Annotated in this window: 27 protein-coding genes and 2 pseudogenes; 18 read left to right on the plus strand and 11 right to left on the minus strand. The window is 59.1% G+C overall.

Annotated elements, in window-relative coordinates; all coding sequences use genetic code 11:
• Positions 1-24: 24 nt before the first annotated feature.
• Both G5S42_RS17285 and G5S42_RS17290 read left to right on the plus strand, forming a co-directional pair.
• A complete protein-coding gene (locus G5S42_RS17285) occupies positions 25-786 on the plus strand; it encodes an alpha/beta hydrolase family protein (RefSeq protein ID WP_176107873.1) in 762 nt (253 codons plus the stop codon).
• 272 nt (positions 787-1,058) lie between these two features.
• Positions 1,059-1,376, plus strand: a complete 318-nt coding sequence (locus G5S42_RS17290) for a BON domain-containing protein (protein ID WP_176110550.1) — start codon at positions 1,059-1,061, stop codon at positions 1,374-1,376.
• Between the two features lie 543 nt (positions 1,377-1,919).
• Here the strand turns inward: G5S42_RS17290 and G5S42_RS44345 are convergent.
• A complete protein-coding gene (locus G5S42_RS44345) occupies positions 1,920-2,129 on the minus strand; it encodes a hypothetical protein (RefSeq protein ID WP_246392019.1) in 210 nt (69 codons plus the stop codon).
• 281 nt (positions 2,130-2,410) lie between these two features.
• Between G5S42_RS44345 and phoU the strand changes: the two genes are divergently transcribed.
• Positions 2,411-3,118, plus strand: a complete 708-nt coding sequence (gene phoU / locus G5S42_RS17300; RefSeq protein ID WP_176107875.1) for a phosphate signaling complex protein PhoU — start codon at positions 2,411-2,413, stop codon at positions 3,116-3,118.
• Between the two features lie 395 nt (positions 3,119-3,513).
• Here the strand turns inward: phoU and G5S42_RS17305 are convergent.
• Positions 3,514-3,948: pseudogene (locus G5S42_RS17305) on the minus strand (aldehyde dehydrogenase family protein); the annotation flags it as partial.
• A 30-nt stretch (positions 3,949-3,978) separates the two neighbouring features.
• Between G5S42_RS17305 and G5S42_RS17310 the strand changes: the two are divergent.
• A pseudogene (locus G5S42_RS17310) lies at positions 3,979-4,464 on the plus strand (ATP-binding protein); the annotation flags it as partial.
• A 141-nt stretch (positions 4,465-4,605) separates the two neighbouring features.
• Entirely contained in the window at positions 4,606-5,316 is a 711-nt protein-coding gene (locus G5S42_RS17315; protein WP_176107876.1) for a hypothetical protein, read from the plus strand.
• Between the two features lie 187 nt (positions 5,317-5,503).
• On the opposite strand, the gene G5S42_RS17320 is transcribed toward G5S42_RS17315, so the two are convergent.
• Together G5S42_RS17320 and G5S42_RS17325 are read right to left on the minus strand one after the other, a co-directional pair.
• A complete protein-coding gene (locus G5S42_RS17320) occupies positions 5,504-6,982 on the minus strand; it encodes a tyrosine-type recombinase/integrase (protein ID WP_176107877.1) in 1,479 nt (492 codons plus the stop codon).
• Positions 6,979-7,932, minus strand: coding sequence for a DNA-binding protein (locus tag G5S42_RS17325; protein ID WP_176107878.1), 954 nt, complete (start codon positions 7,930-7,932; stop codon positions 6,979-6,981). The genes G5S42_RS17320 and G5S42_RS17325 overlap by 4 nt, the downstream gene beginning before the upstream one ends.
• Positions 7,933-8,756: 824 nt before the next feature.
• Here G5S42_RS17325 and G5S42_RS17330 point away from each other — a divergent pair.
• The 12 genes from G5S42_RS17330 (at position 8,757) to G5S42_RS17375 (ending at position 18,039) form a co-directional block, all read left to right on the plus strand.
• Positions 8,757-9,248, plus strand: a complete 492-nt coding sequence (locus G5S42_RS17330) for a hypothetical protein (RefSeq protein WP_176107879.1) — start codon at positions 8,757-8,759, stop codon at positions 9,246-9,248.
• Positions 9,249-9,250: 2 nt separating this feature from the next.
• A complete protein-coding gene (locus G5S42_RS17335) occupies positions 9,251-10,036 on the plus strand; it encodes a DUF1828 domain-containing protein (protein WP_176107880.1) in 786 nt (261 codons plus the stop codon).
• Positions 10,037-10,336: 300 nt separating this feature from the next.
• Positions 10,337-10,777 (plus strand): hypothetical protein, encoded by a 441-nt coding sequence (locus G5S42_RS17340; RefSeq protein ID WP_176107881.1) that lies wholly within the window; start codon positions 10,337-10,339, stop codon positions 10,775-10,777.
• 132 nt (positions 10,778-10,909) lie between these two features.
• Positions 10,910-11,269: a hypothetical protein gene (locus tag G5S42_RS17345; protein WP_176107882.1), complete on the plus strand. Its 360-nt coding sequence runs from the start codon at positions 10,910-10,912 to the stop codon at positions 11,267-11,269.
• 493 nt (positions 11,270-11,762) lie between these two features.
• Positions 11,763-11,909, plus strand: a complete 147-nt coding sequence (locus G5S42_RS43820) for a hypothetical protein (RefSeq protein WP_217709904.1) — start codon at positions 11,763-11,765, stop codon at positions 11,907-11,909.
• Positions 11,910-11,927: 18 nt separating this feature from the next.
• Entirely contained in the window at positions 11,928-12,143 is a 216-nt protein-coding gene (locus G5S42_RS17350) for a hypothetical protein (protein WP_176107883.1), read from the plus strand.
• Between the two features lie 16 nt (positions 12,144-12,159).
• Positions 12,160-12,360: a hypothetical protein gene (locus tag G5S42_RS43825; RefSeq protein ID WP_217709905.1), complete on the plus strand. Its 201-nt coding sequence runs from the start codon at positions 12,160-12,162 to the stop codon at positions 12,358-12,360.
• Positions 12,361-12,453: 93 nt separating this feature from the next.
• Positions 12,454-13,218: an SDR family NAD(P)-dependent oxidoreductase gene (locus tag G5S42_RS17355; protein ID WP_246392020.1), complete on the plus strand. Its 765-nt coding sequence runs from the start codon at positions 12,454-12,456 to the stop codon at positions 13,216-13,218.
• A 590-nt stretch (positions 13,219-13,808) separates the two neighbouring features.
• Positions 13,809-14,843: a LysR family transcriptional regulator gene (locus tag G5S42_RS17360; RefSeq protein ID WP_176107884.1), complete on the plus strand. Its 1,035-nt coding sequence runs from the start codon at positions 13,809-13,811 to the stop codon at positions 14,841-14,843.
• Between the two features lie 162 nt (positions 14,844-15,005).
• The gene (locus tag G5S42_RS17365) at positions 15,006-15,380 is read left to right on the plus strand and encodes a response regulator transcription factor (protein ID WP_176107885.1); all 375 of its coding nucleotides are present in this window, start codon (positions 15,006-15,008) and stop codon (positions 15,378-15,380) included.
• Between the two features lie 38 nt (positions 15,381-15,418).
• Positions 15,419-17,296: a PAS domain-containing sensor histidine kinase gene (locus G5S42_RS17370; protein ID WP_176110552.1), complete on the plus strand. Its 1,878-nt coding sequence runs from the start codon at positions 15,419-15,421 to the stop codon at positions 17,294-17,296.
• Positions 17,293-18,039 (plus strand): response regulator transcription factor, encoded by a 747-nt coding sequence (locus G5S42_RS17375; protein WP_176107886.1) that lies wholly within the window; start codon positions 17,293-17,295, stop codon positions 18,037-18,039. Before G5S42_RS17370 ends, G5S42_RS17375 begins: the two co-directional genes overlap by 4 nt.
• Here G5S42_RS17375 and G5S42_RS17380 read toward each other — a convergent pair.
• From G5S42_RS17380 to G5S42_RS17410, 7 genes are all read right to left on the minus strand, one after another.
• Complete coding sequence (locus G5S42_RS17380) at positions 18,029-19,354, minus strand: MFS transporter (protein ID WP_176107887.1); 1,326 nt, start codon at positions 19,352-19,354, stop codon at positions 18,029-18,031. The genes G5S42_RS17375 and G5S42_RS17380 overlap by 11 nt on opposite strands.
• Positions 19,355-19,504: 150 nt before the next feature.
• Positions 19,505-20,155, minus strand: a complete 651-nt coding sequence (locus tag G5S42_RS17385; protein ID WP_176107888.1) for a response regulator transcription factor — start codon at positions 20,153-20,155, stop codon at positions 19,505-19,507.
• A 247-nt stretch (positions 20,156-20,402) separates the two neighbouring features.
• Positions 20,403-20,939, minus strand: a complete 537-nt coding sequence (locus G5S42_RS17390) for a carboxymuconolactone decarboxylase family protein (RefSeq protein ID WP_176107889.1) — start codon at positions 20,937-20,939, stop codon at positions 20,403-20,405.
• Positions 20,940-21,033: 94 nt separating this feature from the next.
• Positions 21,034-22,005, minus strand: coding sequence for an alpha/beta hydrolase (locus tag G5S42_RS17395; RefSeq protein ID WP_176110553.1), 972 nt, complete (start codon positions 22,003-22,005; stop codon positions 21,034-21,036).
• A gap of 113 nt (positions 22,006-22,118) precedes the next feature.
• A complete protein-coding gene (locus G5S42_RS45755; RefSeq protein ID WP_176107890.1) occupies positions 22,119-22,544 on the minus strand; it encodes a DUF3331 domain-containing protein in 426 nt (141 codons plus the stop codon).
• A 39-nt stretch (positions 22,545-22,583) separates the two neighbouring features.
• Complete coding sequence (locus tag G5S42_RS17405; RefSeq protein ID WP_176107891.1) at positions 22,584-23,606, minus strand: LysR family transcriptional regulator; 1,023 nt, start codon at positions 23,604-23,606, stop codon at positions 22,584-22,586.
• A 177-nt stretch (positions 23,607-23,783) separates the two neighbouring features.
• On the minus strand, positions 23,784-24,164 hold the full coding sequence (locus tag G5S42_RS17410; protein WP_176107892.1) for a response regulator transcription factor: 381 nt from the start codon (positions 24,162-24,164) through the stop codon (positions 23,784-23,786).
• A gap of 202 nt (positions 24,165-24,366) precedes the next feature.
• On the opposite strand from G5S42_RS17410, the gene G5S42_RS17415 reads away from it, so the two are divergent.
• Complete coding sequence (locus G5S42_RS17415; protein WP_176107893.1) at positions 24,367-25,623, plus strand: sensor histidine kinase; 1,257 nt, start codon at positions 24,367-24,369, stop codon at positions 25,621-25,623.

The raw sequence follows: 25,623 nt of genomic DNA on the forward strand, positions 1-25,623 counted from the left end.
TGTCGCGATCAGGAGACGACGGCGATGATGAAGCAGAAGGTTTCTTTCGAGAACGATCGGGGTGAATTGCTGGCCGGACTCCTTGAGCTTCCTGACAAACCTGTCGCATATGCGCTGTTCGCGCATTGCTTTACTTGCGGTAAGGACTTGAAGTCCGCGTCGAAGATCGCACGGGCGCTGACTGAGCAGTCGATTGCCGTACTTCGCTTCGACTTTACAGGGCTTGGTAACAGTGACGGCGATTTCTCCAACAGTAACTTTTCCTCCAACATCAGCGACCTGTTGGCGGCAGCGGATTTCCTCAGGAGGGCACATCAGGCACCAACCTTACTGATCGGTCATAGTCTGGGTGGGGCTGCAGTTTTAGCGTCGGCTTCCGACATACCGGAATCAAAAGCGGTCGTTACGATCGGGGCTCCTGGCGACGTGCGGCATATTAAGCACTTGTTCAAGGACAGCATCGAATCAATCGAAAGGCTCGGCACCATGACGGTACAGCTTGCCGGTAGGGACTTCACAATCAAGCGTCAATTCCTTGAGGACGTTAACGAGCACCGGCTGGAAGAGAAAGTCGCGAGGCTGAAGAGGGCATTACTCGTCTTCCATTCTCCTCTGGACGATACCGTTAGCATTGAACAAGCGCAAAAGATTTTCCTTGCGGCGAAACATCCAAAGAGTTTCATATCGCTGGATCAGGCTGACCATCTACTCAGCGGCGGTAAAGATGCAGAGTATGTGGCACGTTGTATCGCCGCGTGGGTGTCGCCATATATCCCTTCACGATAGGCGGTAATAACTTTAATCCAGCAGTGCAGCAGTTTGGGCGGTGACCAGCCAGAATTGGAAACGCATTGCCTGCCCGCAGGCAGCCGGGGGAAGTTGTGTTGTGACTTAGGCTTCGCGAAATCGGTCCCACACCCCAATGTCTTTAGCATTGACCACTGCGTACAGGTAGTCACAGTTCGCCCAACGTTCCGGTTGTGGAATTGCGAGATCACCGTTCGGATTCGTCACAACGCTGAAAAGGAGCAAGTGAAAAGGCTATTCAGGCAATCAGGCTGGCCGGTGGCACTCTGTTCGTCGCCGTTTCGGTCAGCGCATGGGCGAAGCGCACCGATACGGACACGGCGCCTGCCACTTCGCAATCGTCGAAGCAGGCCAACTACGCATTGGCAAAGAAAGTGCGTGCCGCGCTGGATCACGCGAAGGACATCAGGCCGGAAAATATTGTGATTCGCGCTCGCGGTGGCGCGGTAACGCTGGAAGACACCGTTCCGGATTCCTCGCAGGTCGACAAGGCCACTCAGGTCGCTCAAGGCGTTGCCGGCGTGACCTCTGTCAAGAATGCATTGACCATCAAGGAAGCGGGTCAGTAAGGCTGGCCTTTGGCGAAGCAGTCGGAGGTTGACGCCCCTCTCGACGATGTGCAGATTGCCCTGTCGCGGGTGAACGCGGGCGAGTTCTCGACGATATGCACGCGCCTCGAAGCCATGTCGGGCGTGCGTGAATGTCGACGCGAGAAATAAGGCAGAGAGACAGTCATCACCCGAAGCTACGACTATGAAGGCTTCATGCTCGATATCTCTGTCGAGTCCGATTCCAGCATCGGACCGAACAGGCGCGAGCCAACGCGGCGAGGGTTACATTGCTATCGTCAGGATATTTCAGGCAGCGAGTACGGTAGCCATGTTCTCACCCTTGCGCTTCGGCGAAGCGCGCGGCCGTCCTTTCGCAACAGACGCCGACGCGCTCAGGGGTGGATACAGCGCCGCGTGCAAACTCGTCGATGATCTGTTCTGCCATGACCGGCACTGATTTGTCTGGTCAAGACCTGACCGTTACCTGTTCGATTCCTTCGCAGGCAGGCGGGCACAGGAGAGCCAGCATAGGGGCGCTTCCTGTTTGGCCGCGAGCGCGGTTTACTTCGATTTCGGTGGCCGGCCGGTCTTGACCGGTTCGACCGCCTTGACGGCCGCAAGAAGACGTTTCGTCGGCTCAGATGCCAGCAGGAGCAGCCCTGCACGGACGAGCTCGCTCTTCTTCACGGCCATGCCAGCATCGAGGCACCGCTGCTTGAGTACCGCGAGCTGCTCGTAGTCCTTCCTCGGCATCGTGAAGGTGTCGCGCACGACCTTTTCCTGTTTGACAGGCTCCCTGCGATGCCGGACCGCGCGCGCAGAAGACGCTTCAACAGGCATCGCCTTGTGGGACCGTGGCTTGGCCGCCACACGTCGGGCTTGCGCAGTTTGGACTGACTTCGCGCCGGCCACTGCCTCGTTGGCACCGTTGTCCGGGGATGCATGCGCCCGCTTGCCGCTCCTGTTCCTGGTGGCCTTTGGCTTCATGGTTTTTTCAGGTTTGACAAACCGTACAAACAGTTTATCGTCAGTCTGGAAAGAGGGAGTTTTCTATGTCAGACAAGCACATTTCCAGGCAATTCGATGCTGACCTTGAACACCTGTCGTCGAGATTTTTCGAAATGGGTGGGCTGGTTGAGTCCCAATTGGCCAATGCGATGGAGGCGCTCAACCGCTTTGACATGGGTCTGGTCGAGAAGGTGGTTGACGAGGAGCGTCGACTCAATGCGATGGAAGTCGAGATCGATGCCGAGTGCAGCAACATCATTGCCCGGCGCCAGCCCATCGCGTCGGATCTACGCCGACTGTTGGCCTTCTCAAAGGGGATCAGCAATCTCGAGCGCGCAGGCGACGAAGCGCGCAAGATCGCAAAGCGGACGCGCAGAATCGCGAATGACACTGCGGGCAGAAGCATGAATATCGCAGAAATCCGGTCGTCCGGTCATATGGCGGGAACCATCTTTCACAACGCGCTCGCTGCATTCGCGCGGCTAGATTCGGTTGAGGCAGCCCGGATCATCAGTGAGGATGAGGCGATCGATGAGCAGTACCGCGCATTCGTGCGCAAGCTGCCAACATTCATGGGGGAGAATCCCCGCATCATCACTTCCGCGCTCGACTACGTGTCCATCGCGTCGGCCATCGAGCGGATCGGTGACCATGCAAAGAACCTGGCAGAACTTGTAATCTATGTTGCCAAGGGTAAGGATGTCCGTCACATTTCGCGCGACCGACTTGAGCACGAAGCCCTCGATGGTTGAGAAGCGCACAGCAGTGGCGCGAAGTCCCGACAGCCGCGTCCGCACGTGCGGCATCCAGTTGTGAGCTTCATGAAGTTCGCGCGGTGGACAGTCAGTGTGTCGGGCAGGTAGTGCTATGAAAATGTCTCAAAGAATGCAGTCCGATTCGGCCGGGCCGGTTTGGGGGCTGATTACGGGGATTTTCCTGATGGTGGCTGGGATCGGCATCTGGGATCTATGTGAAATCATCGGAACCCGGCAATTCCCTTGATGAATCGCTCGCGATGGCTGCAATGCTTGTCGGCGCCTTTCTGGCTGTCTATGCCGGCCTGGAAATCAGGCACAGACATCGATAGTTCCGCAGTCGGCAGCCGGGGCAGCACACGCCAGGGCTCATCGAGGTAAGCGCGTTAGCGCGTACCTTCCGCGGAATCTTTGCGACCCGCAAACGGAAAGACGTCGGGACCTCGCTGGCACTGGCTATTGAGATTGACGCTGCACACCTGATTGACGAGGGGGTCGACCAGCGAGCCAATCTGGGCCGGGTCGGTGCCGAAAATGCTGACCTGCTGCCCATGCTCTGACGTGATGACGTACTCAAGGGGTGTTTCGATGTCATCGAACGCCATGACCGGGATAATCGGCCCGAACTGTTCCTCTCGATAGAGCATCATCCCTTCCTTAACCGGGTACACCACGGCCGGATAGAACAGGGTTTTGCAGAATACGGCACCGCCCTCGTTGACAATCTCTTCGCCTTTCGCTTTCGCGTCATCAATCGCCTGCGTCATGTAAGCGGTTCGATGCATGCCCGGGAGCGGGGTAATCGACACACCCAGTTCCCACGGCATTCGATCCTCGCGAACCCCGACCAACCTGTCGGACGGCCGGGTGCCGGAAAAAGTCATCTAGGCTCCGCGATCGGACATGCTCTGATTGACGCCGGCTACCGCGTGCTACTCACGCGCACCGGCGAGCTCGTACAGAAGCTGCAGGCCGCCCGCCAGAACCTGCAATTGCCTTCGATGCTCACGAAGCTCGACCGCTTCGACCTGATCATCCTGGACGACCTGTCGTACGTCCGAAAGGACCAAGCCGAAACCAGTGTGTTGTTCGAATTGATCTCCGAGAGGTATGAGCGCAAAAGTCTCCTGATAACGGCCAATCAACCGTTCTCGGGCTGGAAGGACGTGTTCCCCGATCCGTCGATGACGGTGGCCGCCATCGACCGACTCGTGCATCACTCTACGATCTTCGAGATGAACGTCGAGAGCTATCGTCGGCGAACTGCCAGCGACAAACAGACCAGTCGGCGCCGACAATCATCCAGCGACAATCACGAAGGAGCGACAATCATGACCGAATAGCGAACGACACTTACCCGGTCGACCGGCCAAGATGGTTGTCGGTAAACCGGCCATGCCGCTTGACGCTATCCACGTCGAGAAATAAGCAAGCTTCAGGAGACCGCGACCGTCGCAAACGCGGAAGTTCAGAGGTACGCGGACATGGGACAGGTCGCTAACGAAAAACTTGACGAAATTGCAGCGAAAGCAAAGCAAGTCCTTGAGTGGTCGGAGGATGCCATGCGCTCATCAACGGCAGTCGGTTTGGCTGTCGCTTTCCACGACCGGGCGGAGGACCTGCGAAAGTCGATGACGCCATGGGTTTGGGGACTCATTGTTGCTCTGATTGCGGGCGCGACCGTTGGCGGATTCCAACTGCACAGCTTGGCTGAGGCAATCCAATCCTCGACATCACCGATGATTGTGTGGACCCGCTTGGCAGTTTCGATGCTGTCGGTCGGAGCTCCGATATGGTTTGCGTGGCTGTCGACCAAGCAAATTGGGCAGCGGTTTAGACTTGCTGAAGATTACGCGTACAAGGCGTCGGTTTCGAAAGCGTACGAAGGGTATCGCAGGGAGGCCCTTGAGCTTGACGAGGACTTTCAGAAGCGACTCTTTGCTTCCGCACTCACACGGTTGGATGAGCAACCCCTTCGGTTTGTTGAGAATGAGACACACGGCAGCCCTTGGCATGAGCTTGCGAACTCCAAACTGATGAAGGAAGCCATTCGCATTGCCCCTGAGCTAGTGACCCGGTTCAGGAACGAGGCTAAGCAGGCCGTCGACAAGGCGAAGGGAGCAGAAAAGGAGGTGGCCGGAGGAGCAGGCGCTGCGGGGAACACCGGGACTGTCGATGCAGTCAACCCCGCGTGAATGGATGGCAGTCGAACCGGGAAGACTAGCTGATAGAGGGCTTTCGCATGATGCCCCTAACTGCACCGAGGGCGCTGGGTGTGGTTTACCTGAAGTCGAAACTGCCGCCATTCTCCCTACTCGATGAGCCGCATATGACGTTCAACGGTGCGTGCTGGGACATGTTGTTAGGTCCCTTCAACGAGGGCTAAGCTTTTTCCGGAAAACTCCCCTCGACAAATTCCCTGAGCTGCGTGGTGTCGGTCCGCGCATAGGCCGCCGTCGTCTGCACAGACGCGTGGCCCAGCAGCGCCTGGGCCACCGGCAGCGGCACGCGGTGGTCGACCACGAGCGTGCGCGCATAGCCATGGCGCAGCCAGTGCGTCGAGGCCGCCTCCAGGGCCGCGCGCATCGCGCCGTCCTCCATCGGTGCGCGCATCGCGGCCAACGCAAACACGGCCCGCACCTCGTCGTAAAGACCACTCGCGCCGAGCGCGCGACCGCGCTCACTGTGAATCAGCGGCAGGCGTTCGTCTGCGGGCGGATCGGCTGGCAGTCCCACGGCGCGCCGGTACGCACGCAGCGCCGGCAGGCAGGCGGCCGGCAGCGGAATGGCGCGGGGCCGGTCGCCCTTGCCCAGCACGTGCAGGGTCCACTGCCGGGCCTCGTCGACTTCAATGTGCGGCAGCGCCAGTTCCTCATGCCACACCAGTTCCGCGAGCCGCACACCGGCGAAGCGGTACAGCGCCCAGATGGCCCAGCGTCGCGCCCAGACCGTGGACGGCACGTCCGGTGGTGCGTCGCCGGCCGCGACCGCGTCGCAGTGGGCGAGCGCGGTGGCGGGCAGGAACCGCACCGGGGTCCACGTCATGCGTGCGCGGCGTCCGGCGGCCAGTCCCTCGGCCGGATTGACGGTGAGATAGCCCGTGCGGTGCCACCAGGCGAACAGGCTCGAGATGGCGGCGAGGGCCCGGGAGACAGTCGCCGGGGCTGCGCGCCGTACGTTCCCGGCTGCATCGGCATGCGGCGCCTGCAGCACGTCGCGGTACGCCATCAGGTCCTGACGCGTCAGATCGGAAAACGGTCCCAGGCGTTCGCGTGTGCACCAGGCCGCGAGCCGTCGCAACTCCGTCACGTAGGCGCGCAGCGTGTGCGGCGAGTGCGAAGCCCGCTCGCGCAGAAACAGCCGCACCGCCTGCGCGTCATCGGCGACCCCGAGCGTGTTGGTCAGCGCGACCGGATTGGCGAAGCGGCCCGCGCGGGCGAGCCACGCCGCCTCGACGCCGCCAGGCAGCAGTGCTGCGTCCGGCGTGATGACAGTGGGGAGCCGCGCGCCGTCCGGCGCCGCGTCTGCCACGGCCGGGCGGAAGCGCCGCCGTTGCTGCCGCAGGACGCGTTCGAGCACCACCGTAGCGGAAGGCGCCGCGGCTTCGGGCACGACCTTGAGGCGCCCGCGCTCCCAGTACTCGATCGCGGTGTCGTACTTGAGCAGCAGCGCGAACACGGCGGGGTGCTCGCGCTTCGCGTCGGCCAGCGACGGGCAGCCCCGCTTGAGGGCGGTGAGGCTCCAGCGGAGATAGAGCGGGTGGCCGAGTGCGTGCGCGAGGTACGCGAGCGCGGCCTCGACGGAATCGGGCAGACGCTGTGGGGGACGGCAGCCGGTATCGAGCCAGTCGGACGGATTCATCGCGCTCTCCTCGGCGATGTGCTGGCGGCCGCCGTGGTCGTTCGGGTCGCGCTGCGCGCCGGCCGCCGGCCGCCGACCGCTTGCTTCTTAGCCGTCGCTGTGCCGACGAGCGCCAGCGTCTGCCGCTGCTGCTCCACCACGGTGCCGAGTGCGGCCGCCTCCGCCGCGGCGTGCTGCCGCGAATTTCGCTCCTCCGCGAGTTCGGCGAGCAGCCGGTCCCGCAGCGATTCCAAGGCCGCGAGGCGCTCGGCCGCGCGCGCGAGCTCCGCTTCAAGGCGCACGCGTTCGGTCTGGAACGTTTCGCGCTGGTGCGCCGTTTCCCGCAGCAGCTGTTTCGAGAGGCCCTCGTAGCGCGCGCGTTCGGCAGCCAGTTCGCTGGCATGCCGACGGGCGGACTCGGCCGTCGCTGTCTCAGCGTTCTTCAGCTGCGTCTGCAGCTGTCCCAGGGTGTTCTCGACAACAGCGGCACGTTTCTCGGCCGCCTCGAACGCGGCGCGGGCGACGGCCAGTTCCGCGTCGCGCGCACTGAGCTGGCTGCGCACGTCAGTGAGTTCGACCCGCAGCAGTTCGACCTTCAGCCCGGCGTTGCGCTGCGCCTCGGTGGCGCTTTCCACCACAGCTTCGGTCTCGCGGCGCAACTGGACAATGCCGTCGAGTTGCGTCGCGACTGCGGCTTCCCACAGCGCGCGCATCTGCGCAGCGATCGCGGGCGGCACGTCCGGGATGGCAAAGCCGGCGAGACCTGCGTGGACGACTTCGGCCTCGATGGCGTTCAGGTGGCGCGAGAGCGTGGCGGGGTCACCGGCGCCCAGGCGCGCCCGGAGCTTCCTCACCGAAACGATCTTCCGGAACCGGGTATCGGACGCGGGAACGGGGTCGCCGGCCTCGGCGAGCAGGGCGAGGACGGTGGCGCGGATCGCATCGGGGGTGACGGCGGCGGGGCGCGACATGACGACCTCCGGCAGCGGAGTCCGGCGCGAGGCGGGGAGGTCGGGAAAAGCCGGCCGCGCGAAGCGCAGGGCGGGATGTCCAGTGTGGATTACGCACGGATCTAACGCAAGACAACCCAGTTTCGCGCGATTAAAAAAGCCGTTGCCGTGATAAACGCCCTTATCACGGCCAGCAGCGACCGGATGTGGCGTCGTCGGGCGGCGGCAGACGCGTCGCGACGCTGCGGTTTTGTGCACCTTCAAACACGAGCGGTCTGAAACGAAGGGTCGGATAGTTGGGGCTATCCGACCCTTCGTTTCTGGACATTCGGGAAGCGCAAGAATGGCACGACCGTGCGATTTAGGCGTGGTTGACGCGTTGGAGACGGAAAGCATGGAAAAAGGCGGAGCACGGCACCTTGCCTGGGCCGCTGGATGACGCGAGCTCTATCGGCCGCGCGGCACGACCGTGTCGGCGCGCTGGTGCCAGCGATGTGAAGAAATGACAGGGCCCTGCGGGCGGTTGACCGGCTCAGTTGGGGCGGCCCACACCCGGTAGCCGGTCGAGCGCTGCGAGTAGCGCGCCGCTATCGAGCGGCTTGACGATCACCGCGTCAGCCTTGCCGGCAAAGCGGCTGACCCGATGGCGCCAGGCGATTCACCGATGAGTCAGCACCCGGTGCGCCTGCGGACGCGCGCCCGCTCAAGCTCTGACGGTGCGGGTCAAAAGTAGAGGATGGCTGGCCATCGGCAGCCGGGCTCGTCGAGCGCGGCCAGCAGGGTCCACCGGAGGGCCGCCGCGTATTATGATAGCGACCCAACAAACCACAATGCAGCGGAGAGCGATGGATTTCGGGGCAATCACTGACGCGCAACTAGATGACATGCGCGCGACGCTGAAGACTATCGTCAACCCGGCAGCAAGGTGGGTCACGAAGGGTAGCCATCGAGAGAAGAATTTCCAGCTCGTTGCGTTGCGGGACATCGATGAAAAATATCGCGTGTTTGTTCGCGTGTCCGAACACAATCCTTCTGTATTCTCAGCGGGCCTCGTTCGGGTTTTTGATGCCGATCGTTCCCTCGTGCTCGCCCGCTACAACGGCGGCTATCACCCACACCGGAACGTGTTGGAGCGAACCAAGGTCCCCGCAATTTGCCACCGGCACCTTGCGACGCAGCGTTACATTCAGGCGGGGTTGGATCCCGATGGATTTGCCGAGCCGATAGAGGGCTACAATACCGTGGAAGGCGCTTTCGAAATTCTGTCCCGGCACTGTGGAATTGCCGGTGAAGAGAGCGCTCCACCCGAAGTTCAGCGACAGGGAGATCTCTTTTAATCGTGCTGGGCGATCAGACGTCTGAAGCCGTCAAAAAACTTCTATGCGAGTCGTGGTGCTCCGAACTTGACGTGGTCGAGGACGGTGACACATTACGCCTGTCCATGCCGCTCACCGAACCAGATGGCGACTACGTTACTGTCTGGCTCCGTAAGACTTTGGGCGGCTGGAAACTCGAGGACGCCGGCTCGACCTTGATGCGCCTGTCATACGATACGGACGTTTCGGGCCTCCTTCGCGGACCACGTAAGGTGATGCTCGACAAGATGCTAGTGGAGTACGGTGCGCGCCTCGACGATTCGGGACAGGTCATCTCCGAGGCTGTAGAGCCAGATCTCGGTCACTCGCTGCTTCGCTATGGGCAGGCCTTGTTACGCGCGAATGAGATTCGGACGTGGTCTAAGACCCGGGTCGCGTCGACTTTTTACGACGACCTGCGTTCGAGACTGATCGAGATCGTTGGCGCAGATCGTGTGATGGCCGACTACAGTGTGCCGAACATCCCGTCATCTGATGACTATCGGGTTGATTTTTCAATCAGCGGTACCCCAGAGCCGCTTTTCGTCTTTGGCGTGCCGTCGAAGGACCGCGCACGGCTCGCGACAATTGTGTTGCAGCACCTGCAGCAGCACTTGACGAATTTCAACTCGATCGTGGTGTTTCAAAACGCAAGCGAGATCGGTACCGCCGACCTGCGGCGCTTAATGAACGCCGCCAACGACATGGTGGATTCGATAGATGCGAAGGATGCTCTAGAACGGAAAATCAGACACCGGGTGGCGGCCTGACCGAAGTGCTCACACAATCAAAACTGTGTCCCAGTTCAACAAAAGCCGGCACTACCCGGCGTTCCTGCATCAGGATGAGGTGATACGTTCGGGGCCACAATCTGAAGTAACGAGGCGCGGGTATACCGTGCGTGGCGTCCCACTCTCAACTTGCGCGGGCTCGCGTGTGCACGACCGCGGCGTCCTCATGTCACCCTCGATCACGGCCGTCGAATTTATCAACGAATACTAGGCGGTTCAATTCCAGCGATATCCGAAGGGCCCGCATCAAAAAATAACGCTAACAACGAGAGATACCAAATGAGCGATGTCGCGGATGAATTACTGGAGCGGTTGCTAAGGGAACTGGAATCACCGGAAATCACAAGGACGAAGCGGTTTGTGAACAAGTTTGCGGCTCATGCGGACAACAAGGCACGTGAAGACGACCCCAAACCGAGGCCAACGGTCAACGATATCGAATCATCCTTGCGAATCTTGGCGCAGCTGTATCAATTTGTGATTGGTCCGCTACTCTACGACCGCTCAGGAACCCTTGTTCCGACGCCGCAATATGACCAAATCCGTTCGCTGGATGAACCCTTTGTCCGGACACAGCAGCTCGACGATGCGCGCGCGGTCTGGAAGGAGGAGGCAGCATGTATGGATGCTTGGGTCGCAGGAGACGAGATTCGCTACCGATTTGGCGCCGAGCGAGCTGGAAAGAATAAGGCAGGATGGCAAGCGGGAAGACGAGGGTGACTTCGAGTATCTGAACGCTTCAGGCCGTCATGAGGCAGCGGAAGTCCGCCAGTTCCTTGAGGATTGCCTGGGTGCCTATCCGGCGCCACATCGTGCAGAGCTGGTCCGACGGTTCCGTGAGTCGGGACAAGCATGCCGCAGAGAAACATTAAAAGACAACTACGACGCTGGCTTGATTCGCTGGACCGCACGGAGGTTGAAGCACAGCTGCTTGCGGGCGAGCCTCGGCAGGAGATGCTATACGAACACGATGGCTGGACGCTGCGCTTTCGGGCCATTCCGCGCAGGTGGACGACAGACGGTACGTCGGGACGTACCATCGGCGTGCGAGGCCTCGGCGTTCGCACAGTCAGCATCGTTGACAGCGTCCGCCATGCCGCGAAATCCAAGGCATCAAGATATGGAGAGATCGACCTGCCTCTTGTCGTCGCAATCAATGTCCAAGAAGAGTTCGCGGACGTGACGCAGGAGCGCGACGCACTTTTCGGTTAGCTACAGTTTTGGTTTCCGCGTGACGGTCAGGGGGACGTACGGCCGGTCCGTATGCCGAAGGGGGTCTGGAACGGGTCACGCGGGCCGCAATGCACGCGGTTGAGCGGCGTCTGGCTCTTCCGGCGATTCGACTGCTGGCATTTTATAGCCCGGGGATCTAATTTGCTCTATGTCAATCCCTTCGCTGCCCGATCGCTGGCACAGAGTGCACTTCGTTTTCCGTTTGCGACGGTCGAGGACGGTCCACTTGTTGAACACAGAGGAGTCAGCTTAGGCGGGCTATTCGAATTACCCGAAGCGTGGCCGTCCCGACAGGGCCCCGACGTTGTGTCGGACAACTGCCCGTAGAGTTGAATTCAAAGCGGTGTGGGACGTTCCGGACCCCTAGTACTGTCAAAGCGAAATCGTCGCTATAGTCGGGTTGATGCGCGGCGGTTCCAGCCGGTTTTGTATTGCAGGCAGCACGCGGGCCAATTTGACCAGGAAAAAGATCATGTGGAAAGTTGAGTTTCTTTCGTGGCTGTCTGGTGAGTGGGAGGACGCTCGCCTGCGTTCCTTCTTTACCGAGGGCAAGGCCAAAGGCGCAGCGCAAAGCTACGGTCGCCTTGCGGACCACGCGAAGCGCGTAGTGCGTGCATAACGACAACGGAAGATTGTGATGGCGCTGACGAAGAAGCAAATCGACAAAGCGGGGCGATTCTATGGCCTTGCGATGGCCGCTCACGCCGACTCGGGCGGCGCAACGAGCGCCGACGAATCGGCGGTGATGGATCGGTCGCGGGACATTGCGATTGCAGCATTGGCCCGTCTTGGCTTCGCCCCTTCTGACACTGTTGGCATCAGCGATTGCATCAACGCAGTACGCAACGGATAGGAAATCTAATCGGCGCGTGAGCGCCCCGCTGCCGGCCGGAAGCCGTGACGAAGACCAAACGGGAATTTCGAACATGCAGATGCAAAGGGAACTGGAACTGACAATGTCTGATATTGAACGCCGCGCCTACGAGGCGATGCGCGATGCTTTCGAGCGGCCGCGGTATCTGTCCAAATGCCCGTTGAATGAGCAAGGACGGCGACTATGTTCCTGGTAGCGGATGCGGCGCACAACCCAGATTAGCGGTCGCTACGCGGGGACGGAGCGCGTACGAGTGCATGATATCTACAAATGCATGGGAGATTTGGTCATGTTTAACAGATTTGACTTGACTGGAAAAGTTGCCGCGCTAACCGGTTCTACCGGTGGAATGGGATTCGCAATAGCTCGCGGGCTGGCCGAACATGGGGCCCGGGTAATTGTTTCAAGCAACCGCGAAGAGGACGTCGAATCAGCGGTTGCAAAACTCACGGCGTCCGGGCTCGACGTCAAGGGTGTGCGATGCGACGTACTCGATCTCGAAGAAATCAAAACGTTCGGCGACAAGGCAAGAAGTGCCTATGGTCACGTCGATATTCTCTTTTGCCTTACCTCACCGCCCCCTCCCTCTGGACCGACAACGGCGCTCGATGGTTCGGCGCTTGGAGTGTTTGTTGATCAAACTATCAGCGGCACTCTCGCCGTCGCTCAGCAGTTCATCCCCGATATGGTGAGACGCAAGGACGGGAGTATCGTCTTCATGTCGAGCATTGGGTCCGTCCGCGCACTTCCGCTCCTTGGAGGCTATGGTGCGGCGAAAGCCGCACTAAATAGTCTTGTCCGTAGCCTAGCGGTGGAAGTGGGCCCGTTCAACGTGAGAGCGAACGCCATCGCGCCATCTTTCGTGCGAACAAACTTCTCCCGTGCGGTATGGAACGATCCGGACCGGGAGCGTGCGGTCATCGCCAAGATTCCGGCGGGAAGAATGGCGGATCCCGAGGACGTGGTGGGCGCAGCTGTACTGCTAGCTTCACCTGCCGGAGCGTTTATCAGCGGGCAAACGATTTTGATCGACGGGGCAAGCTCTGTCGTATAGGGCTGTAGTGATGTTCCCCGGAAATTTCGCCTTCTAGCAGGTCGCGCATAGACTCGCCCCAGAGGACGGAAAGTAGAGAAGTTCAAGTTACTGCCCGGTCCCATGTCCACGGAGTAACCCGGCTGTTTCGGGCTGCGACGGTTCCGATTGCTCGCCACGTGAAGGTACGTGGCCGGGCCAATCCATTTGACCCTGCGTGGTCGTCGTACTTTGCCCGTCGCCGCACCATGACTGACGATTGAATGCCCGGTACCTCTTCCGGCTGCTCTGTCTGCCGATACTGCTGCCATCTCGTGTAATGATGAAAACACGGCTTCGAGCGAGAAGCACCCAGCAAAGTGCATCCTTGTCGCAAGTGACACGCAGCGGAAAAACGCCACACCACCCGTAATTGACACTGCCGCAGCGCCGGCGATCGGTTCTGTTTGGGCCGACTCGAGACTCCACTGCCCAGAGGTGACTCGCAAGCGGTGTTGCGTCTTCTAAAACCATCGTATAAGGCGCCGTTTCCGAGGAGCTGATTTTGCGCGGCACGACGGTCTACTAGACTGCTCCTACCATTTCCTCAAGCAACAATTCCGGAGAACAGCATGGACCGCACCCTGCACGCAATGACGGTGTTCAGCCACGTCGCACGAGCTGGCAGCTTCACTGCTGCGGCAGAGACGCTGGGCATCAGCGCCGCTTCCGCGAGTACGCTCGTTCGTCAGTTGGAAGGACATCTAGGTGTGACGCTTCTTCAGCGTTCAACGCGTTGCGTTCGACCGACATTGGAAGGGGAGCAGTATCAGCAGCTCTGCGATCGAATTCTCGGCGAGATCGAAGATATGGAACAGCATCTGAGCGGCGCTGGGAAAGTCGCTAGGGGTCGCCTCGCGGTGGATGTCGACCAGGAAGTTGCGCATGCGATCCTACCGGTCCTACCGTCCTTCCGGGCGACCTATCCGGATGTCGGCTTGCGAGTCGATGTTGGGGGCGACGCAGAGGGCCTTATAGTCAATGGGGTCGATTGCGCCGTCGTGGTGGGGAAACTCACCGATTCGTCGCTGCGCAGCCGACGCGTCGGCGATTTCCGCGCGGTGACTGTGGCCAGTCCCTCTTACCTGGCTGCAAGCGGAATACCGCGCAACCCGGAGGATCTGCATCGGCTCGATGTCATTCACTACAACCCGCGTCGCTTCGGTCCCGGACGCGAATTCCGCTATTCGGTGGGCGGCGCGGAGGCTCGGGTCAAGCTCGCCGAGCGGATCTCTGTCAATGATGCGCGTTCGGCCGTTCGATACGCAGTGGAAGGCGTCGGAATCGCGCAGGTATGCGAGAGGATGGTGGCGGAACATGTCGCGGCGGGGCGACTCGTCAGTATTCTCGGCGAATTCAGTCCGCCGCCCTTGCCCATTTCGGTGCTGTATGCCGATCGGCGGCAAGTCCCAATGTCGATCCGCGCTTTCATTGACTGGATTCAGAGCCAGCTTGCTCAAAATGAGCAGCCCGGCATCCTGGCCGAGCCTACGCTAGCGATGTCGAGTGGAGTGAACTCATATTGGAACATAGATGGCTTTCAGTCGGCTTTGCCAATCTCACCGCGAGGTTTCGAGCGCATGGGTGCTTCGGCAGCGACTGCGTGAGGTGTACGTGCGACGCAAACGGCTGGCCAGCATAAAGGAACTTATACAAAAGTATAGTTTTCGCGCTCCCCGCAGGGGCATACGATGCGCTCGGGTCTCGGCCTCGAGCCTTCGTGCGCCCGCCATCCTGCAACTGAACTGAAGGCCAAGGACCCCGCTTGCATGTCTAACCAGGGTATTGTTTCGATAGTTGACGATGACCGTTCTGTGCGCAATGCAACCAGAAGTCTGGTGCGTTCTCTGGGATGGGAAGTCAGAGTTTACGAGTCCGGAGAGGCATTTTTGGAGGATAGTTCGTTCGCGGACGTCGCCTGCATCATTTCGGACATTCAGATGGCTGGAATTACTGGCTTGGAAATGTACGAGACACTACTCCAGCTGGGTTCCGCGCCACCTATCATCTTCATCACAGCGTTTCCGTCAGATGCAACGCTTAAGCAGGCGATGACGCTCGGTGCGATCTGCGTTTTCAGCAAACCGATAGATCCCGCCCAAATCCAGCAGCGTCTGGAAGAAATTGGCTCAGCAGACGCGTGAAAGCGCGCAACAATTCGCTCTTCATTCAGGTTCAACGTATGGATGCTGATCTTCAGCGAAGCCGCGACCCCGGCGCGAATATGACGCCCGAAGCGCCGTTGGGCGCGATACCGCGCGCCGATACAGAGAGCAATCCGCTGGCAAGCCAACGGGCAGTATATGCGGTCGCAATCGTGCTCGGCGTCGTCATATTCCTGGTTGACGCCTTCGCGCCGGTTGATGTCGCGGTTGCGGTTCTCTATGCCGTCGTCGTACTGCTCGTTTCGTCGGTTGCGTCACGAATCGTCACGGTCGCCGCAGCTTGGGCGTGTGTCTGCCTCACGGTACTCGGATTTCTGCTGGCCCAAAGCGACCAGACCGCGGTAGCGTCACTCGCCCGATGCGTGGTGAGCGTTATCGCAATCGTTACCGTTTCCGCGCTGGCATTGCGCAATCAAAGCAGCAGGGTGATGCTGCAAAAGCAAATTGACCTGCTGAATCTTACCCATGACGCAATCGTCGTGTACGGCCTTGATGGTCGTATCAGCTTCTGGAGCCAGGGTGCCGAGCGATTGTATGGATGGCGCCAGGCGGAAGCTTTGGGCAAGGAAATTCACGGGTTGACCCAAACGAATTCCGCGCTCCCGATTGCCGATCTGGTCAAAATGGCACTAGAGAACGGCGACTGGCGGGGCGAGCTCACGCGTACGACGAGGAGCGGAACGGGTGTGGTGATTTCCAGTCGTTGGAATGTTTCCCGCGACAAGTGGGGACAACCTGTCGCGATACTGTCGACGGACAGTGATATCACCCAGGCAAAGTCTCTCGAAGCCGAATTGCGGCGTCAAAAGGAGGAGCTCGTTGCAACGATCGACGCCATTCCGGCGATGGTTTGGAGCACATCTGACACCGGCCGACTCGTGTATCTCAATCGCCGTTGGTCCGATTGCGGCGTCAGCATTGGAGACGAGAAGAATGTGTGGCGCGAAATCGTGCATCCCGAAGATATCAACGGTTTCGAAGCTGCATGGCGCAATGCAATATCGACGGGTAGCAGCTTCGAAGTCACAGCGAGAGTCCGCCTTGGCGTCGACGGATACCGCTGCATGATTATCGGTGCAGCGCCGTTGCGCGACGGCGATGGGAGAATCCGTCGCTGGTATGGCGTTAATACGGACATCGAGGAGCGTCGACGGGCCGAGCAGGCACTTGAGCGATCGAGGGCGGAGCTCGCGCACGTCACGCGGATCACGATGCTCGGCGAGCTTGCCACTTCCATCGCTCATGAAGTCACACAGCCGCTGGCCGCGATCGTGACGGCGGGAGAAGCCGGCATGCGCTGGCTGAACCGCGATACGCCCGATCTTGAGGAAGTGCGTTACAGTGTAGAGCAAATGACCCACGACGCCAGACGGGCGACGGAAATCATCCGGCAGATCAGAGCGATGGCCAAACGCCGCGACCCGGACTCACTGCCGGTGGATCTCAATGCCATCATCGAGCAGTCGATTGACCTCATGCGCCGGGATCTGAAAACTAACGATGTAGAGGTTTTACAGTCGTATGCACCGTCACTGTCGGTATGCGGAGACCGTGTACAGTTACAGCAGGTCGTCATCAATCTACTCATGAATGCCGTTCAGGCAATGTCTGACGTTACCCATCGCGCGCGATGCCTGATCGTTTCGACCCAGCAATTGGATAATGGACGTGCGAAAGTCGCTATCGAAGATTCAGGTCATGGCATTAGCGAAGCGAACACCGGTTCTCTCTTCACACCGTTTTTTACCACTCGAAAAGAAGGCGTGGGAATGGGTCTCTCGATCTGCCGCTCGATCGTCGAGGGACATGGAGGTCGCATCTGGGCAGAGTCACACGAGGGCAAAGGCGCTTTGATACAGTTCGTGCTACCGCTGAATAAGGAGTCCGTCGAATGACTCATGATGCTGATTCCATTGCGAAGCGCTCCATCGCCTATGTCGTCGACGACGACGATTCTATGCGTGCCGCACTCGGTATGTTGTTTCGTTCGGTAGGTTTGCGGGTTGAACTATTCGCCTCCGCGCAGGAATTCCTCGCTTTCAGTCGCCCGGATGTGCCGAGTTGCCTGATTCTCGATGTCCGGCTTAAAGGCCAAAGCGGTCTCGTGTTACAGGAGCAAGTCATCGCCGGCGACATGGAGTTGCCGATTATTTTCATTACGGCACACGGCGATGTCGCTATGTCTGTAAAGGCGATGAAGAATGGAGCTTTCGACTTCTTGTCGAAGCCATTTCGCGATCAAGAGATGCTTGACGCGGTGCAAAATGCGCTATTGAGGGATGAGGTCCGCCGGAGGTCTCGCAGCCGGACCGCTGATATTCGTCGTCGCTATGAAACACTAACGCCTCGCGAGCGCGAGGTAATGACATACGTGGTCCGCGGATTACTGAACAAGCAGATTGCTGGCGAGATGGGCGTAAGTGAGATCACCGTGAAGATTCATCGAGGTCAAGCGATGCGAAAGATGGGCGCTCGTTCGCTTCCAGAACTCGTGCTAGACGCGAATTCGCTTGGACTGCACCCCGCGGGGGGAATAATCTTTCGAGCACGCCTTCGTGCCCGGTCTCACGTGTTATTCGCGACCGAGCGTCCCAATCATGCGACGCTGGACGCAACGATGACTCCGCTTACCGGTTGACGATATGTTTCGGTAGCATCAGGGTGAGACAGAATCCGACGAGAAGGCACGCGATCATGCAGGATACCGGAAGTGCAAAGCTGCCGGAGGACTGTCTTAGCAAGCCAACGACATAGGGCCCGAAGAACGCGCCAATGTTCCCGATCGCACTAATCCAGGCAATCCCGCTCGCCGCGGTACCAGGACCGAGTACGGCAGATGGCATTCCCCAAAAAACTGGTGGAACGGAAAGCAACCCAGCATTGGCCACACAAAGCGCCGCGACCGTAAGCCAAAGATCGTCGTGCCAAAGCAATGCGAATCCGAGACCTGCGGCTGCGACCAGCAGCAACGCAGCGGTATGCAGCCGTCGTTCCCGGGACCGGTCGGCGTTGCGTCCGACCATCACCATGACGACAACGGCCACAGCGTTGGGTAAAGCCGCAATCAGACCGACTAGAAAATCCCCTTTGACACCCAGCGAATGGATCATGGTGGGCACCCAAAGCGTATAGCCATAGATGCCAAAGACATCGAGAAAGTAAATCAGCCCAAAGGTCCAAAAGAGCCAGTTCGTAAACATTTCGCTGTGGTTCGTGGAGGCCGCGATCGCGCGATCTTCAGCAAGGGTGCTTGCGAGATATTCCTTTTCCACGTCGGTGTGGTGACGACTCTGGGTGACGTCGTCTTCCAGGTATCTCCAGCAAAGAATGGCCGCCCCGAACGCAGGCAAGGCTTCGACCAGAAGCATCCATTTCCAGCCGGGCAGCGTCGCCAATCCATCAAAGTATTCCATGATGAATCCGCTCAATGGCGACCCAATCAGGCCGGCCAGAGGCAGCGCTGCATAAAAAGCGGATAACGTTCTTGCGCGGTGGTAGCGAGGAAATGACTGGGAAATATAATAGACAATCCCGGGAACGAGGCCGGCTTCTGCTAGCCCGAGGAGGTAGCGCATCACGTAGAACTGCTTAGGCGTGGAGATGAATGTCGTTAACGCCGAAACAATGGCCCACGTCAAGATGATGCGCGTGAGCCATCGTTTGGCACCCACACGCTGCAAGATCATGTTGCTCGGAACTTCGAAGACGACGTAACCCAATGCGAAAGTACCCGCGCCGAATCCGAACACAGCGTCAGTGAAGCCGAGGTCGTGTCCCATCTGGAGCTTCGCAAAGCTCACGTTGATACGATCCACATATGCCGCCACGTACGCGAACATGAAGACGGGGAGGACGCGAAGCGCAAGTTTCCTAGCTATGCGGTTCCCTTGACCTTCGCCGGTCGTTAATCCGAATTCAATGTCACCTCGTGAGCTCGTCGCGTTCATTTCCACGACGTTTCCCCGGTAGTTAGCGGCGGAGCAATCCATTCTGGGCGTGCCGCGGGATCCGCGCAGCCATTTGTTTTGAGCATTATTTTGCTGCCGACGTTCAGAATAAGTGAGATGTCGCGAGAGAGCGCTTGTCACGACGCGGTATTGCGATCAATTTTGGGGCACCGCAGGCGCTTCGATGCCGAGCGCCTCGGACTTTCTCACGAGGTCCGCAAGCGACGAGGCATCCATTTTCCTCATCACCGCTGCGCGATGCAATTTCACCGTGATTACGGTGACTCCGAGCCACCCAGCAATTTGCTTGTTCAATGCACCGCTTACGACGAAGGCCAACACCTCGCGTTCGCGGCGAGTCAGCTGTTCATAGGCGCGCGTTAGGACCGCTTGAGCCTGAACCTTTTCACGCCGCTTTTGGTCCGCGGCGAGTGCTCCATTTACCGCATCGATAACATCCTGGTCGGCGAAAGGCTTCACGAGAAAATCGACCGCACCGCCTTTCATTGCGCGTTTGCAGATATCGACGTCTGCAAAGCCTGTAATGAAAATGATGGGAATATCGGGTCGCTCGGAAACTTGTTGCTGAAATGCCAGACCACTTTCACCGCGCAGCCTGACGTCCAGTAAAAGGCAACTGGGAGCGTTGGCCAATTGCGCCGCGCGAAATTCCCCAGTGCTGCCGAAAGACTGCACGCGCAGCCCGACAGAAAGCAAAAGGTTCGAAAGCGAGCGCCGGATCGCGTCGTCGTCGTCAACCACATAGACGATAGGGGCGCCTGCCCCCCCTGCCGGACCGACTACCATTGCGCACACTCCACAGACGTGTTCTTAAAGATCGCGGAACGCGGTCGAGGGAGCTCACGCGTGCAGGGCGCATGCTGCGGAAGAGCTTGCCAGTTGCCGGTTCCACGGCCAGCCGATGTTACACGAATCGAAGTTCGTCAGGTCGGGGAGGCATGCGTCTGCACAGGACGAAAAGGGGCGTATTTTCGGTCAAACTGCGCCGTCCATATCCTCGCGGGCGGCGCGGTCTGGATTCCCGATGCGAGACTTAATCGACCTTGGGAAAATCAAGTGTCGTATCGTTGACGCGATTCACCAGATTGGTAAAAGCAATCGACGTGATGACCAAAATGACCTCGATTATCTGGCGCTCGCTATAGCCGGCTTCGAGGATCGCCTCCAACACGTGCGGGGGGACCGTATCACGGGTCGTAACGACCGTTCGCACGAAAGTGAGTAAGGCATCACGACGGCTATTTCCCGAGACGCCGCCCGCCCGGATATTCTTCATGACATCAGGGGACAGTCCCGCCAGTTTGCCGAGCATTGTGTGTGCGGCCAGGCAATAGTCACAACCGGCCAATGCGCTAACAGCCAACCGTACCGCTTCAATGTCGGCCTTCTCGAGTGAACTTGCCGCGATGACCGCGTCCACGTTCAGCATTGCAGCGAGCCCGCTAGGGCTGTGCGTGCCGATCGTCGCGTAGGCGTTCGGCACCTTGCCGAGTGCTCCCTTGATTTGGTCGAACACTGCAGCGATTTCGCCAGTGGCGTCAGTGGGCTTGAGTGTGGTGAGTCGTGTCATCGAATTCTCCAAGGTGGTGTCGTGCGCCGGCCACGAAAGCCGGCGTCAGAATCGGTCGCTACGGATGCTGCTGCCGGCAAATCACGCAGCGTTGTTAATGAAGCTCCCGCCGTAGCATTGCATTCGCCTGGTCAATCGCCGCGCGGGTGGCGGGCGTATTCGCCAACGCGTTAAGCATCACGAAATCGTGAACACTTCCCAGGTAGCGAACCGCCGTGACGCTAACGCCGGCCTGCATCAGCTTGGTTGCATAGGCTTCGCCTTCATCACGCAGGACATCGTTTTCATCCGTAATCACGAGAGCCGGCGGCAGCCCCTTGAGATCTTCTGGCGTCGCCTGCAACGGCGACGCGGTGATTTCTTTGCGCCGCGCGACGTCGGGCAGATAGGCATCCCAAAACCACTTCATGGCGTTCTTTGTCAGCCACGGCCCTTGCGCGAATTCGTTGTAGGAGCCGTCTGCAAAATTCGCGTCGGTGACCGGATAGAACAGTACCTGGAAACGCAGGTTGGGCCCATGACGCTCCTTCGCGAGAATGCTCACCGCGGCGACCATGTTGCCGCCCACGCTGTCGCCGGCAAGCGCCATGTGCGTGGCATCTACGCCAAACTCTTTTCCGTGTTGTGAGACATACACGGTGGCGGCATAGGCCTGTTCGATGGCGGTGGGGTAGCGGGCCTCCGGAGCGCGATCGTATTCGACGAAGACGACTGCGGCATTGGATCCGTTAGCGAGTTCCCTTACGAGCCGATCGTGCGTCGTCGCGTCGCCCAGCACCCAACCGCCGCCGTGGAAATACATGATTACGGGCAGAGTACCTGTCGAATTGCGCGGCTTCACGACGCGGATTTTGACTTCGCCGGTCGGACCGACTGCGAGGGTTCGGTCCTCGACACGAGCGGGTAGCTTGTTAACCGGAGCGCTTTGTGCTTCCATCAGAACCTTGCGTGCGTCGTCGGGCGACAGCGTGTAGATGGGCGGCCCCCCCTTCGCCGTCAGAGCGTCGATAAATTCCCCAGTTCCCTGTTCTAGAACCGGACCGGCCCACGCGTTGGTGGATAACATCGCTCGTGCAAACGAGGAGAGCAGTAACAATGCAATCAAGATTCTTTTCACTTTTATCGTTCCTTTGGTAACCAAATTGATTCGAGTCCATATTACGAAACTGAAGCGTGGGATTACACGGCATATTCGCGAAAACAGACTTTGCTCGCGAGTATCATTCGATCCCAATTTGAGGGGAGAGCGTTCCGCTTGACACGTGGGCGAAATATCTCGTCGCCCTTGAATATGGGATCGCCGCTGAGCGCGCACCTGGAGTCCCGCTTCGCGTACGTGAGGCGCCACGTCTGTTCGGCGTAGTGACCCGAACACGCGTCGCTCCATAGAACGGTCAGCGCGTGCGCGGATGGCTGCTCGAGAATGGAAACACGTCGCGGTGGAGGTTGACATGGCGCGGCAGCGACGCGTTGCGCGGCGCCCGCGCGCCGCCTCACGCGTATCGTGAGCTCCCGTTCGTAGGCGTCGTTGGAGGCGTTGACGGCGCTCGGTGACAGCAGATTCACCAATGCGCGCTGAACGATATGTTCTTGCGTCTCTTGCATCTTCCATTCCTCCCGTAGCGAACTAGTGGTAACGCCATTTCAGGCAGCCGCTTCGCCGACTGCGACGACGAATGCGGAGAGATAGGTGGGGCACTCTGTTGGCACTATGTGGCAGGCACGCAGTGGCGCTTCGCTGATAAGTGGCACATGGATGGTTTCGCTACGTCGCCTGTGAGCTTCCAGCTTATCGGCGGCCCAATCCATGAAAGCGCGCTGAGCCATCGGCGCGCGGCGATGGTTGGCGTACACGCCAGAGATTGGCAATGGCGATGGACGTCGATGCGCCAAGACTTCCTTGAGGCGCCCAGAGCGCAAATGCGGGAGTGCCATCAGGTAGCAGACCTGTGCCACTCCGGTCCCGTCGATCACACACTGCAGCACGGCCGCTGCATCGTTGACGCAAACCCGCTCAGGCATTTTGACAACGACATCTTCGCCCTCCGCGCGGAACCGCAGGTGTCTTGCGTTGCCGAAGCGCTTGGGTATGTAATGAACAACGACGTGTTCTTGCAGTGATTCTGGTTCGGATGGGATACCGTGTCTGGATAGGTAGTCGCGACTTGCGACGGTGACAGACTGAAAGACGCCTAGGTGGCGACTCTTGAGAGAGGAGTCGGACAGGTTTCCCACGACCACGGCGCAATCGACCCCGTTGTCGATGAGCCCGTCGGCGTCTCCGCCAATGGCGATTTTGAGTTGGACATCCGGATAGGCGGTTCTAAATTCGGAAATCGAAGGGAGCAGAACACTCGCCACTTCACGGTCGATGTCGACACAAAGACGTCCTCTTGCGACGTTCTCCGTGTTTCTCATCGTTTGAGTCATCGCTTCGATTTCGCCTAGAACTCCGATGCAATGCTCGTAATATTGGGCACCCTCAGCGGTCAAACGCATTGCCCGAGTCGAACGCTGCAGCAGCGTGACATTGAGATAGGACTCGAGCTGCCGAATGGTAGTGCTGACCGAACCCGTGGCAACTCCGAGCGCATCGGCCGCTGCGGTGAAAGTTCCCAATCTCGCTACATAAGCGAAAACCGACATCGCGTGTAGAAACCGATCCATTTTGGACTCCGCCAAAGGTCAATCCGAATTGCTCTGGCGTATTCTATTTCCGGCAATTCCCTGACTCCATTGGACGGTGGACGATATTGATCTATACCTTTGTATATATTGGCACGATTGAAAAGATAGTCGTTGCTATTGAGTAGTCAGCGATGTTCGCTGGCAGGGGCGCGGTGATTACGGTGTCCCTAGAATCGTAACGAGTAAAGCAGCGAGCTCGTCGGGCTCGATGGGCTTTTCCAGAAGCGGAGCATCGTAGCGTGAGATGACCAAGTGGTCATGGGCCGTCACGTGGCCCGATACGAAGATGAACGGGACCACTTCTCCCAGCGTCCGCATATGGGAGAGCAACGCCGTCCCGGACATCCCACTCATCTGGATGTCGCAAACTAGACAGTCGATTCTTTCGGGAACGCCGGAGGTGAGAAAGTCTTCGGCGCAGGCGAATGCGTAAGCGTGATAGCCCAGGGAGCGGGCCATTGCCATTGTCGACTGCCTAATTGCCAGTTCGTCATCGATTACGCAAACAGTTTTGGTCCGCACAGATTTCTCTCGCATAACGCCCGGCTCGCGGTCGGAATCAGGGGCGTGGCTGCATCTTGAGCAGACTAACGTGCTCGCGTGCGAGGCAACACTATCCTAAGGTATAGTTCTGGTTGTGCTTTGGAGCAGGATTTAGAAGTGCGTCCGGCAGTGTTTTAGGCAACCGTGCTTACCCCGGCCTCATGACTGGATTCTTAATTACCGGATTCCCAAAATAATGAGTTTTCATCCCGCACGAGACGACGAGCGCTTTCAGGAGGGGCGATCACAGCCACTGGACGTCTCAAGCAACCAGCTTTTTCTTTCGGCGCCCATTCCTATCATGATCGAGGACTGGTCGAGGGTCTATGCGGCCATCATGGACCTGCGAGCCAAGGGCATAACCGATATTGATGCCTGGTTCGATGCGCACCCGTTCGCGGTCGCTGAACTGAGAATGCTGCATTCATTCGTGGAGGCCAACAACGCCGTTGTCGAGCTATTCGAGGCGGGAAGCAAAGCCGCATTTTTCGAGCGCGCGAAGCAACTTCTGCCAGCCGACAGGACGAGCAATATCGCCGTTTACCGCGCAATGTTCGAGGGCCGTAATGCCTGCCAGGGCGAGCGCACGCTGGTCACTTTCTCTGGTAAGCGGGTTCCTATCGTGTGGCGCTGTTCGCTACCTGGTCATGCGGACGGGTATCGCAGGCTTTGCTTCTATGGATTCGACGTGACGGAGCAAAAGGAGAGCAACGACCGCATGCAGGCCATGCGCGCCGAGATGGCCCGTTCAGCCCGGGTCTCGCTATTTGGCGAAGTGGCGGCCTCGATTCTCCACGAAATCAGCCAGCCGCTTTCCGCCACGCGCACGTCCGCGGACGCGGCGTTGCGATGGCTTGGCAATGACACGCCGCATATTGCAGAAGCGACCGAATCTATCCGGGACGCAGCACGCTGGGCTCGTGACGCGACGGAGATTTGCAGGAGGATTCGCGGCTTTCTCGGCAAGGTGCCGGTCCGTTCGGTTTCGTCGTCGGTGAATGACGCCGTTGACGCGGCATTTTTCCTGGTTTCACCGGAAGCGAATTCGAAAGGGATTGTCATCGAAAGCCATCTGGACGAGAACCTCGCGATTTTTGCTGACCCTGTGCAGATTCAGCAGGTTCTCGCCAACTTACTGTTAAACGGCATCCACGCAATCGACGCGCGCGACGGTGCGGAGCGGAATTTGACAGTTTTCGCCCGAAAAGCGGATTCCGGCGAAGCGCTATTCGAGGTGCGAGACACTGGCGCGGGCATGTCGGGCGAAACTCTGGCGTCGCTGTTCCAGCCATTCTTTACAACTAAGGTGAACGGCATGGGGATGGGTCTGGTGGTAGCACGATCCATCGTCGAAGCGCACGGTGGGCGCATCTGGGCGGAAAGTGCGACGCAACTCGGAACGAGCTTTTTCTTTACGCTTCCTGTGTCCGACGCTTCTGAATCGGGCAACTAG

The sequence above is a fragment of the Paraburkholderia youngii genome (assembly GCF_013366925.1).
Classification (GTDB): domain Bacteria; phylum Pseudomonadota; class Gammaproteobacteria; order Burkholderiales; family Burkholderiaceae; genus Paraburkholderia; species Paraburkholderia youngii.